This is a genomic window from Acaryochloris sp. IP29b_bin.148 (assembly GCF_028285565.1).
GTDB lineage: Bacteria > Cyanobacteriota > Cyanobacteriia > Thermosynechococcales > Thermosynechococcaceae > Acaryochloris.
This window is the reverse complement of the sequence record NZ_JANQOY010000172.1, coordinates 1-12100: the sequence shown is the minus strand read 5'-3', so window position 1 is coordinate 12100 and position 12100 is coordinate 1. Positions and strand designations below refer to the sequence as shown.

The 12100-nt window shown below is 49.2% G+C and carries 10 protein-coding genes; 5 read left to right on the top strand and 5 right to left on the bottom strand.

The genetic code is table 11. The features are described from left to right. Positions 1-25 precede the first annotated feature (25 nt). From Q0986_RS15800 to cheB, 4 genes are all read left to right on the top strand, one after another. Positions 26-2524, top strand: a complete 2499-nt coding sequence (locus Q0986_RS15800; protein WP_299412338.1) for a hybrid sensor histidine kinase/response regulator — start codon at positions 26-28, stop codon at positions 2522-2524. A gap of 2 nt (positions 2525-2526) precedes the next feature. Next, entirely contained in the window at positions 2527-2940 is a 414-nt protein-coding gene (locus Q0986_RS15795; protein ID WP_299412334.1) for a response regulator, read from the top strand. 246 nt (positions 2941-3186) lie between these two features. Next, positions 3187-3603 (top strand): response regulator, encoded by a 417-nt coding sequence (locus Q0986_RS15790; RefSeq protein WP_299412330.1) that lies wholly within the window; start codon positions 3187-3189, stop codon positions 3601-3603. 88 nt (positions 3604-3691) lie between these two features. Continuing rightward, entirely contained in the window at positions 3692-4726 is a 1035-nt protein-coding gene (cheB, locus tag Q0986_RS15785; RefSeq protein WP_299412328.1) for a chemotaxis-specific protein-glutamate methyltransferase CheB, read from the top strand. A gap of 23 nt (positions 4727-4749) precedes the next feature. Here cheB and Q0986_RS15780 read toward each other — a convergent pair whose 3' ends face one another. From Q0986_RS15780 to Q0986_RS15770, 3 genes are all read right to left on the bottom strand, one after another. Further along, on the bottom strand, positions 4750-5961 hold the full coding sequence (locus Q0986_RS15780; RefSeq protein ID WP_299412325.1) for a glycosyltransferase family 4 protein: 1212 nt from the start codon (positions 5959-5961) through the stop codon (positions 4750-4752). Then, positions 5961-6881 carry a TIGR01777 family oxidoreductase gene (locus Q0986_RS15775; RefSeq protein WP_299412322.1) on the bottom strand — a complete coding sequence of 307 codons (921 nt, stop codon included), beginning with the start codon at positions 6879-6881 and terminating at the stop codon, positions 5961-5963. The genes Q0986_RS15780 and Q0986_RS15775 overlap by 1 nt, the downstream gene beginning before the upstream one ends. Before the next feature lie 96 nt (positions 6882-6977). Then, positions 6978-7304 carry a hypothetical protein gene (locus tag Q0986_RS15770; protein WP_299412319.1) on the bottom strand — a complete coding sequence of 109 codons (327 nt, stop codon included), beginning with the start codon at positions 7302-7304 and terminating at the stop codon, positions 6978-6980. Between the two features lie 194 nt (positions 7305-7498). Here Q0986_RS15770 and Q0986_RS15765 point away from each other — a divergent pair, with 194 nt between their 5' ends. Next, positions 7499-8233: an ATP-grasp domain-containing protein gene (locus Q0986_RS15765; RefSeq protein WP_299412315.1), complete on the top strand. Its 735-nt coding sequence runs from the start codon at positions 7499-7501 to the stop codon at positions 8231-8233. On the opposite strand, the gene Q0986_RS15760 is transcribed toward Q0986_RS15765, so the two are convergent. Both Q0986_RS15760 and Q0986_RS15755 read right to left on the bottom strand, forming a co-directional pair. Continuing rightward, positions 8230-8814 carry an Npun_F5749 family FMN-dependent PPOX-type flavoprotein gene (locus Q0986_RS15760; RefSeq protein WP_299412312.1) on the bottom strand — a complete coding sequence of 195 codons (585 nt, stop codon included), beginning with the start codon at positions 8812-8814 and terminating at the stop codon, positions 8230-8232. The genes Q0986_RS15765 and Q0986_RS15760 overlap by 4 nt on opposite strands. A 134-nt stretch (positions 8815-8948) precedes the next feature. Then, positions 8949-11543 (bottom strand): CHAT domain-containing protein, encoded by a 2595-nt coding sequence (locus Q0986_RS15755; RefSeq protein ID WP_299412309.1) that lies wholly within the window; start codon positions 11541-11543, stop codon positions 8949-8951. Positions 11544-12100 lie beyond the last annotated feature (557 nt).

The following is a 12100-nucleotide window of genomic DNA, read 5'->3' as shown; positions in this document are numbered from 1 at the left end:
TCACCCAAAGGACCAGATTACAGCCATGTATATCGAAGATGAGGAACTGCGTCTTCTTTACCGAGATGCCAGTCAAGACCATTTAGACAAATTAGAAGCGGGTGTACTCCACCTGGAACAACATTCAGCCGATACGGAGCGGTTAAAGGAACTGCTCCGTGAGGCCCATTCCCTCAAAGGGGACTCTCGGATGCTGGGAGTCCAAGACGCTGAAACCCTGACTCACCATGTTGAGGAGCTGCTAATCGCAGTGGATAAAGGCGAGTGTATCGTTACGGCAGAGCTGTGCGATCGCCTCTATCAGGGACTCGATGCGATTCGTAAAATTGCCCACGAAGCGGTGACAGGTGATGCTTCAGGGGTCAGTGTCTTCCATACCTTGGCTCAGCTCGCGGGAGAAGAAGAATCGTCCCCCGCTCTATTTGATGAATCCGCAATCGGGGTAGAGACAGAGACAGATCTCAGCGAAGAGAACGCTGCGGATCTGGATGCCTTTGCATCTAATCAACCCTATGTACCGGCTGGATTAGATCTCTCCATGCTGGATCCAGAGCTAGTGGCAGAATTGCAAGGTGTCCCCGTGGCAGCCAATGGCCATGACACCAACGGTCATGACAGCCATGCACTCCTGACCGAAACGAATGGTCATAGCACCAATGGTCATGCACTACCCATTGAAACGAATGGCCATAGCACCAATGGTCATTCCTCTATATCTGAAACGCCAGAACCGTCAGCGCCCCAAGATGCAACGCCCAAGGAGACCGATTCCTATCAGATTGATACTGTCAGAGTGGCTGCGACCAAGCTGGATCTTCTGATTACTCAAGCCAGTGAATTAGCCGTTACCAAACTCCGTATTGCTCGGCGGACAGATGATATAACCCAAATTCTGAATCTTTGGGAAAACTGGTCTCGCGAAAATGCGACTCAGCGGACGCTACTGGATCATTTAGCTCAACAAGTTGAACCAGAGCTGCTATCTCCACTGCAAGAGACCCAACACCGGCACCAAGGTTACTTGGAGCAGTTTGGTGACTTAATCCGGCAACTCCGGGGTACTGCAACGACTGACACCGCCCGTCTAGATACCATTTCTAATTCTCTAGAATCAGGGATCTTGAAACTGCGGATGTTACCTCTCTCTAGTTTATTTGGTCTTTTTCCCCGCCTAGTTCGGGATCTAGCCAAGGATCAGAGTAAAGACATTCATTTCGTTATAGAAGGGGGAGATACGCTCGCAGACAAGCGAATCCTTGAAGAAATGAAGGCTCCGCTCACCCATCTGATTCGGAATGCCATTGATCATGGCATCGAACCCTTGTCTGAACGATTAGCTGCAGGTAAGGCAAATCAAGCCACCTTAGGGCTGCGAGGCTATCAGGTTGGCAGCAGTATTTGTATAGAACTCGTCGATGATGGCCGAGGTTTAGATTTAGACAAAATTAAGTGCACTGCCCTGCGCCGGGGACTCTACAGTGAAGCAGAACTCGACCAGATGTCGCCAGACCAGATTCAATCCTTGATTTTTCAGCCAGGATTTTCGACCCGGACCACGGTCACAGAACTATCGGGTCGCGGGGTTGGCTTAGATGTGGTTCACGCTAATGTAGAACGACTCAAGGGGACTATCCAAGTCTCCTCAACGCCAGGTCAAGGATGTACGTTTCGGCTGATGTTGGGCGCAAGTCTGACCACCACAAATGTCCTGATTGTCTCTGTTGATCAAACGCCCTATGCCATTCCGGTGGAGGCTGTGGATACCATGATTCAGGTTCAGCGCCAGGATATTTATGTGGTTGACGATAGCCCCACGGTGACCTTTGAAGACCAACCTCTTTCATTGGTGTGGTTAGCTGACCTACTCGAACTTCCCACTGCTGCGTCTCCCCCCCAACGATTGGATACCGTAGCCACACATTTCCCTTGTGTCGTGCTGACGGTGGGGACAGAGCGCTTAGGTGTGTTGGTCGACCAGCTTGTAGAGATGCAAGACATTGTTCTTAAGCCGCTCAGCAGGTTGCTACATCGGGTTCGCAATGTGACGGGAGCCACCATTTTAGGCAATGGTGAAATCTGTATGGTGTTGAATCCTCAAGACTTGGTTCGTGCGGTTCGAGGCGAACGTGCTCTATCCGTCAATCTAGAAAACGTCCAAACTAAACCCAAGGTGCTCTTGGTTGAAGACTCTATACCCATTCGGACTCAGGTGCGCCGCATTTTGCAAGGGGCCGGTTATGACGTCACAGCTGCTGTAGATGGTCTGGATGGCTTCGAAAAACTGAGCCTTGATGCCTTTGATGCAGTGGTTTCTGACATTGAGATGCCAAATCTCACAGGCTTAGAACTGACTAGCCGCATTCGTCAACAGGATGAGTATGAAGAACTCCCCATTATTCTCGTGTCCACATTGGCGAAGGAAGAAGATCGGCGGCGCGGTGCCGATGCTGGCGCTAATGCCTACATCACCAAAGGTGATTTTGACCAAACTTTACTATTAGATACCCTAAGGAGATTAATTTAACTATGGCTGCTCCCATTAAAGTTGTACTTGTTGAAGACTCTGCCGTTGCTCTAGAAATTATGCAGCGACTCATTGATTCCTCTTCTGAAGTCGATGTCGTTGGTACTGCCCAAGACGGTGAGCAGGGACTTGATGTGATTGCCCGCACGATGCCAGATGTGATCTGCACTGATTTGACCATGCCTAAAATGGATGGCTTAGAATTCACAAAACGGGTGATGACCGATTTCCCTCGTCCAGTATTAGTGGTCAGTAACTACGTTCACCCGAGTGATGTCGATAATATTTTTAATCTAATGTCAGCAGGGGCGTTAGACTTTTTCCCAAAACCTTCTTCGGGAACCTCGACGGACTACGAAAAATTGAGAGAAGCATTGATTACCAAAATTAAGGTGCTAGCTGCTAAAGCCAAGTAGAGCGACAACCAAAGCTGCTGATATTTGAGCAGGAAAGCGCGGGCTGCCCCCTGCCTATTTGAACGGCAGCTTTCCCTCTAGATCTATCTGAGATTGTAGGGGGCAGACTATATATAACAGCAAGTGCACCTGATCACCGCTGCTTCGACTAAGTGGGGTTTGCCCACGTAAAGCCAATACCGACATCACCAAAGGTGATTTTGACCCAACGTTCTTATTAAATGCCCTAAGGAGATTAATTTAATCATGGCCGCTCCCATTAAAGTTGTACTTGTTGAAGACTCTGCCGTTGCCCTACAGATTATGCAGCGACTCATTGATTCCTCTCCTGAGGTAGATGTCGTTGGCACCGCTCAAGACGGTGAACAGGGACTCAATGTGATTGCCAACACGATGCCAGATGTAATCTGCACTGATTTACAAATGCCTAAAATGGATGGTTTAGAGTTCACAAAGAAGGTGATGTCCGATTTCCCTCGTCCCATTCTAGTGGTGAGTAATGCGGTCCATCCCGGTGATGTGGACAACATCTTTAACTTGATGTCAGCAGGTGCCCTAGACTTTTTCCCGAAGCCTACCTCTGGGACAGCGATGGATTACGAGAAGCTACAAGGCGCTCTGATTACTAAGATCAAGGTTTTAGCAAGTAAGGTTAAGTCCTAACTGGCTGACGAGTCTTCACTCGCTGATAGTTGAAAAAGCATCGCTAGGATCTAGATTCTGGCGATGTTGTTGTTTTATGGCTGTGGCTATGAGCTTATCTCCCATTACTGTGTTTATTGTGGAAAGTGCTGCGATCGCTAGAAAAACGCTCACTGATGTCTTAAGTGCCGACCCCACCATCTCAGTTATTGGGACGGCTAGTAATGGGGTGATTGCCCTAGAACATATTCCTCAACTCCAGCCTGATGTAGTGTGCACCAATCTACAGATGCCTGAGATGAATGGGCAAGAGTTGATTCGTCAGCTCTTGGCTGTTTCTCCACGCCCCGTTTTGGTGGTCAGTCAAACCGTCCAGCCGACGGAAACTCAGACCATTAATCAAGTGTTGCAGGCGGGGGCAGTCGACGTGCTATCTCCACCTAAGACAGAGCAGTGGTCGGCGGGTGAGAGACGAGCTCTGTTAGAAAAAATTAAAGTGTTGGCTGGCGTCAAAGTGTTGACTCGGCCCCTCGAACCCTCAGTACCGGGCGTCTCACCTCCTCCAAGCAACCAACATTGTTCTCATCTGCAAGCGCTGGCGATTGGAGCCTCGACAGGTGGGCCACGGGCCATTCATCAAATTCTCAGCCGTCTGCCGTCTGATTTTCCCCTTCCTATTTTTTGTACGCAACATATTTCTGCTGGCTTTTTGCCAGGGCTGATTAGCTGGCAAGATGCCATGTGTTCCCTGCATGTTAAAGCTGCTGTGGCAGGAGAGGTGCCGGTTCCAGGAACCGTCTACTTTGCCCCTGATCACTATCATCTGACGCTGGATGCTAGAGGACGCTGTTATTACTCGACGGCACCTGCTGTCCAGCGACATTGCCCCTCGATTACGGTAATGTTTGACTCCTTGGCTCAATACTATGGAGCAGGGGTTTTGGGTGTGCTGCTAACGGGGATGGGGCAAGATGGTTCTGCGGGCCTGCAGCGAATTGCCGAAGCAGGAGGGCTAACCATTGCGCAAGATGAAACCAGTAGCGTGGTTTTTGGCATGCCGAAGGTGGCTATCGATTTAGGGGCCGCAGCGCAAGTTCTACCCGTTGATCACATTGCACCGTATATTCTTGAATACCTGAGTTGACTGGGCTGATTTGATGGGGACCCTTAGCGAGTTAACCAGTCTAGGTGCTGGGGCAACAGCTTTGCCAAGTCATAGGTATTCTGAATGGTCTGACGAGCATTGGCTCGGAGTTCTGCCATACCATCGGGGTGATCGAGGACCTCGATAATGCGATCGCACACCTGTTGCGGCGAGAAAAAGTCCACCAGCAGACCATTTTTCCCTTCTTTAATCACCTCCGTGACTGGGGCCGTATCAGAAGCCACGAGTAAGCAGCCCGCAGACATCGCTTCCAACATTGACCAAGACAGCACAAAGGGTCTGGTGAGATAAACGTGCACCGAAGACGCTTGTAAGACCTGCAAGTACTGGCTATAGGGCAACCGACCCGTAAAATGCAGACGGGATAAATCTAGAGATAAGGTCTCTAGCATCTGCTGCTTGTAAGTCTTGCCATTCGGTAGGTTCTTGCCATAGGCCACCCGGTCGGCCCCCACCACCACCGCATGACAGTTGGGTCGTTTTTCCTGGAGCAGAGCAATGGCTTCCATAAACTGCGGAAACCCCCGATAGGGTTCCATGCCCCGGGCCACATAGGTGATGATCTCATCCACCGCCGATAAATCTAGATTGATATCGGGCAAAACCAGCTTGGCCCCTGGTTTAGGCTGGAAAAACTCGGTGTCAATGCCGTCATGCAAAACCTTGATCTTGCTATGAAATTCAGGTGGAAACTGGTGACGCTGCCACTGGGTGGGAGAGAGACCATAATCACAGCTCGCTAAGTCCAAGAGAATCGGGGCATTCTTAATCCGAATGCGGGCCTCTGCATCGGCATCGAGCGGATCGGCAGGGTCAAAATCCGCATCGGTGCCGTGGGCATGGTAAAACCACTCAAAAAAACAGCAGAACTTGGCCTTTGGGAAAATATCCTTGACAAATAATCCGGGTCCCCAGCCGGAATGGGCATAGACGACATCGGGGGCAAACCCCTGCGATCGCAGCTGCTGAGCCACACGATAAACAGCTTGTCCTTCCAACACCGCACTTTCTAGGGGACGCACGTAGTGGTGCGTCTCAGGTCGGACGGTGCGAGATGTCTCGTAGAGAATTTTATGCACCCCTTGCAACTGCCCCTCCGCCCTAGCAGTGCCGTACACGACCTGATGTTTCGGGCTCTTGGCTAACGCCATCGCTAAATGCCGAAACTGAGCCGGAAAGTTGGGGTGGAGAAACAGAATTCGTTGGAGAGCCATCAGGTCAAAATCTGTTGGAGGGCCGAGTCAATGGTCTCATATTTATATTGAAATCCATCCGCCTGCGTTTTCTGGGGCTGAACATTTTGTCCTTCCAGCACTAGCTGGGCGGCTTCTCCCAACAGCAGCTCTAGCGCAATATCGGGGACGGGGAGCCAGGACGGGCGATTGAGCACTTTCCCCAAAGACTCACATAGTTCCGTCATTCGCACCGGATTCGGGGCCGTGGCATTGTAGACGCCTGATTTATTAGCATCCGTTAATGCCGTCAGGATCAAGTTCACTAAGTCATCCCGATGCACCCAAGAGAACCACTGTTTGCCACTGCCGATGGGACCACCGGCAAACATCTGAAAGGGAGGCAGCATTTTGGCTAAGGCCCCACCCATTCCGAGGACAATCCCAATTCGGAAAATAACTAACCGGGTCCCGGTATCAGTCGCGGTGTTGGCTGCGTTCTCCCAGGCTTGGCACACCTCTGCTAAGAAGTCATCACCAGGACGGCTCGATTCATCAAAGGTGGCCGTTTCGCTGGCGCCATAAAAACCAATGGCCGATGCATTCACCAGCACTGATGGCGGGTCATCTGCCGCCGCGATCGCCTCGACAATTTTCTGGGTCCCTACGGCGCGACTATTGATAATTTCTTGCTTGCGGCTGGGGGTCCAGCGATCGCCCACGAGGGGTTCTCCCGCTAGATTGACGACGCCCTGCCAACCCGACAGCGCCTTTTGCCAGTCACCTGACCCTTGGGGGTCATAACCTTGAATTTGGACGTTAGGAAATTTTGGGGCGGGGAAAAGCTGAGCCGCTTTATCGGGACTTCGGACCAATGCTAAGACCTGATGGCCTTCTTCTTGCAACCGTTCAATGAGGCGTTGGCCTACAAATCCAGTTGCTCCTGTTACGACTACTTTCATGGGGATGTCAGCTGCATGTTCCCTCTGATCATACAGAAGGCTTGCCCTGAGAACACAGGTTAGGCGAGTCTTGACCGTCCCAAAATGCGCTGGTGATTAGTGCCCTAACCGATTCCGCTCAATCCAGTGCATGGCAACACTGAAGGATTCGGCATTAAAGGTTTTACCGGAACGAGGATCGGCCACATGCCACCATTCTTCACCGTTGGCCGTGACCCGACGCTCTACGCTGAGTTGCGATCGAGAAGCTATTTCTTTCGTTATATATTGCCAAAGCTGGGTAACCCTTCGCTGCCGAGAAGCGGATGATGGAGTATTGCGCCAATATGATTCGAGTTGAGTGCGCTCATTGGCTAGTAGCTCCAGCAAATGATGATCGTGATTAGCTGCAGCAATATCTATTCGATTCTGTAAGTTTGCCATTATATTAGATTGCTGCCGGGGAAAAATAGGATTATCTACTATTTTTTTAGGTATATCGGTATTCATGAGCTACTTTATTTCTCATAGCGCCTACTGTTAAGATAAGTGATTTTTTTGTATCAACCAATACATTTTTGCAAATCAATAAACTACTTTACCTCGCCTTAATTTAAGTGAATAAAGAATTGTTTACGATGCAACCAACGCTAATTTTGACTCCCCGCTATACAGAGGATGCTCAAGCTTTATGGCGGGCAGCGATTGCACTGGGTTGGGATGTGGAACGGATCACTCGTTGGGAGATGCCTGCACATGTACTGGATGTTGAAGAGCCTGTGTTCTATCTGGAAGCATTGATGGCTCCACTGCTAGCTGAACAATTTCAACGTCGTTTACTAGAGCCACCCATCGATTGGTTGCCAAAACTACCAGAGCAATATCGTCAGCGTTCCATTCGTTTGAGTACCTTGGAACAGGCTAGACAACTGGATACGGCTGCATTTATCAAGCCACCCAACGATAAAAGTTTTCCTGCCCAGGTGTATACAGGTTTAGAACTACCGGATGGATACCCTAACGAGACTCCTGTTTTAATCTCTGAAATTGTCCAGTGGGAGAAGGAGTTTCGCTGCTTTATTCTGAATCGGACATTGAAAACCTTCTCGGTTTATCTTCGTAAGGGAGTACTACAGCGGGATAATCACTTTGCCCATACCCCTGAAGAAGAAGAGACACTGCTCGCATTTGTCAGCGAGATTTTAGCAGATAAGACGATTGACCTGCCCCAGGCGGCTGTGGTTGATGTGGGTGTGATTTGCGATCGCAGTTGGGCAGTCGTCGAACAAAATGCAGCTTGGGGAGCTGGAATCTATGGTTGTGACCCGACCCAAGTTTTAGAGGTTCTGAGATATGCAGCCGTCTCGGCCTAAGGATTAAGGGTTTGCTGCTGCCAAGTATCGTCAGACTGAAGGGTATAGCGACACCGATGGTGAGGCTGTTCCCGCAGCTCCAAGTGATCGACGTCCTGTGGGGTGAGTAATAGCAAGCAAAAGGCTTCTAAGGGAATAGAGAGATCCGTTGATTCTTGAGCAACTACTTCAGACCTATTTTTAGGGTGTCCTGGAGGGGACCATGCGAATTGAGATCGTGCCCCCTCAGACAACGCCAACCAAGCCCCCTCTCGCAAACGCAGAAGATCAGAATCCTCCTCTGTTGCTGCCACCACCCTCAATTTCCCAGAGATCCGAAACTGCTCACGGGTTTTTGGGAAATACCAACATAATTCCCCCCAAGGATTCTCCGCAATTTGTTCCACCTTCTTGCTGCGCCGATCCGTTACGAATTTCAGCGTATTGCTGTCCGCTAAAAAACCGCGAAATACTACCGTGCGATTGGCAGGGCGATGATTTGCTTGCACCGTGGCCAACTGGGTGTAACGGGCATAGACCAACGCCCGATTCCGATGCAAGGCTCGACTCAAAGCCGATCGCCAAGGGGCTAGTTTAGGCATCCTCCTCCTTTGACTGCTTAGACTAATGTGCCAGTATTCACTCCACGATCGCTACCATCACCCTTGGCTCATCCCCTTAGACAAAAGGACTGCTATTGTTGGCGAGGAGCTGTGAACTGTACTGGGTCATTAATTTAAGTCCAGTTACCAATTAAGATAAATGGTGCCCAGAACGCAGGGTGAGAAGATTGTTCGTCTGTTACCAAGAGGGTAAGTTGAGCTTTCTGCAAAGCGGTTGCCTTGGTAGTATTTGGCTTCAAGAGTTCCCGATAAAATTGTTCTACCAAACGTGCAGTCGCTTGATCATAAATTGGCCAAAGGGAAGCAACCGCACTCTTGGCACCCGCCTGGAGGGCGACTCCCGCTAATCCTAAGGCCGCACGGTCATCCCCTACAGCTGTCTCACAAGCCGTTAACATTAGGAGTTCAATGGGTTCTCTAGCATTGGAAGTGCTACGTAGTAAGGTGTCGAGTTCCTCGATAGAGAGAACCTCATTATTCCCTGTAATCAAAAACGTATCTTGAGGTTCTGGGCCGAATTCAGCATGAGTCGCGATATGAACAATTGAATATGTGTCAGTCTGTAATTCCTGTTGTAAGCGATCTCGGGTAAATTTCTGGTTGAGCAATGATTGAGTTTTTGGAAATAGTGCTTGAATATTGGAAATTTCTTCATTGACATAGGCTAAAGCAGGGTAATCCTGTTGATTGATGGTCGCTTCCTCTGTTAGTCCCAGCGCTAAGGTTTTAAAATTATTGCGAGTTAGCGTTGGAGGAGTCGTGAGGTTGAAGAAGGGAGTTGTAGCGACAGCATACTTTTGAATCAAAAACTGCTGGCCATCATGTAGTGCTGCCATAGGGATGCTACGGAAGATCCCATCTTGGACGAATACTAAGGTTTCAATATCCTGGGATTGTAAGACACCTTCAAAGGGGCGAATAAGCCAGTCATAAAGTTTCTGGGCAGGTTGCGAGTCATAGGAATCAGACTGGTTTTCTAAGCCTGAACGGTAGTGATTTGCTGCCTGTCGTAACGCCATATCAGGCACTTCGATCCAATGGATCTGTCTTTGCCGATCTGGGAGCGTTAAAATGACCGCCGTGCGATCGCCTAACATCAGTGTGCTAATAACGGCAGTCGCTTGATCCTGGCTAATTTGTTCTACAGTCACCTCTGGCAGAGCTGTGATCGCACATTCATCCCCAAAATAATTTTGTAGTTCTGCAAGTTTTAGGGCATCGACCGTGCTGAGAACTTTGGCAATATTGTCTTTGGGAATCGTTCCTTTTCGGTCTCTAGCAGCAGTGAGTCGAGGGAATTGCTCAGTATCTAGACGGAGTTGGGCTAGCTCTCGGTAAAGGGGTTCTACGGTATCGCGGAAGTCAAACTGAAGATCGCGATCGGCCACCACAATATCGGTGCGAATACCATCAAGGGTGGCAATGGCTTGCTCATAAGCTGCGATCGCAGCCTGATCTTGACCACTTTTGTTGAGGATGCGTCCTGTTTGCCATTCCCAGAGATACAGGCTGTCTGCCATGTTGAGATCTTCAGCGGCCCAGCGAGCTTTCTGAGTCAGATCTAGCGCTTGAGCATAGGCTTGACGACATTCATAAAGATGTCCTAGTTTTCCGAGAGCAAAAGACTCAGACCGACGATCACTCAGACTTTGAGCAATCGTTATGGCCTCATTTAATAAAGTCTTGACCTGGGGGTCATAGTCTTCGCTTGGGCAGAAGGTTTGCGAGAAGAGCAGATCGGATTGGGGCTCAGGTTGAATTAGATTCGCGAGGTTGATAGCTGCAAACACTTTGTTCCGTGAATTGGGCAGGGTCGGTAAGATCTGGCGAGCCTGCTGGTGGGCCTCTATTCCAAGAGTATTTTCATTGGCTCGATAGTGCAAAGGAATAACATTTAGAAGCGCCCGCAGCTGATTCAGCGGTTCATTGGTGGGCATCGACAAACTGGTTTGAAAATATTGAAGTCCAGCTTGATCATCAGTGCGAGCCTCTATCGTTAAGGTATTGGCTTCGTCGTTTTCTCCGATAGCCTGGAGTGACTGAGCCCGTCGATATTTGAGCAAGGCTCGACTGATATGGGCATTGCCAAGATTGTTTAAGGTAGCAGCTTGATAGGACGGATTGTCAAGGGTTTGAGCGATGGCTAATCCTTTCTCAAACCAAGTAATCGCAGTTTTATAATTTCCGCGCAGGCGATGAGCATTGCCCAAGCTTCCCAAGGCTGCAACTTCCCCTTCGGTATCCTTGAGAGAACGGGCAATCCCTAAGGCGCTATCAGCAACACAATCGTTAGCACTTGGTTCAGGAGTGCAGAGTAAAGCAATCGCCTGACGATGCTGCCCGAGTTGGCTATAGGTTTGAGCCTGCTCCGTCTGTAGGCGTCCTATTTTAGTTCTATCATCTCGTTGGCGATAGAACGCTACCGTTTGCTGCCAAGTATTGAGTGCCAGATCGAACTGTCCTGTCTGTTGATAAGCCCGCGCTAAATTCTCTTGCATTAAAGCTGCATTATCCAAGTCATTCTGTTTTTGGTAAAGGGCCAAAGCACTGGTCCAGGACTCAATCGCCCTACGATAGTCACCCGACTGGTAATGAAGGGCACCTTGCTTGGCTTGCTGTGGGGCATTGGTGGCATCAGCGTCTTGCGTGAGGGCAATCAATTGGGGGCTTGCACTAGAGAAGGGGGGATTGGCAATGATACAACCCAACAAACTGCTAAAAAACAGCAAGAAGCAGACAAGACGAAATACAAATCTGCGATAAAAACGGCACACAGGCAGACTCCTGTTTTTTTAAAAAATAATAGTTTTCCTATCAGAATAAGAATATTTATTCACCACATATTAAAATCGCTTTCCTAAATACTAAAAGTAATATGTTGAAGGAATCTGGGTTCTAACTCCTTCAATGTCGGCGTAGTCAAGGCAGGTTGGCCACCACTTATAACAAGGCTCTAGGGGATCTACCGGTTTAGCTTTCTCAACATTTGGAATGACTTTTGAGCTTTATGATCAGGAATTATTCTACCGAAGAGGTGAATCGATTAATTGTGAATAAATGTTGTCGCTAGTGAGGCAAAAGAAGTGACACAACGAATCCGACAGCAGTGCTATTTTCCTTATTGGTTTAGGTTTGACAGTCTCTGGAAAACCGTTTCTGTCTGCATGCTAGTGCAGCCTGGCTGAAATAACCATTCAGCTTATCTATCGTCAGTGAACCCTGCAAATTTCCAATTGAAGGGCTTGGCCATCGTGCGGTTAAAGTA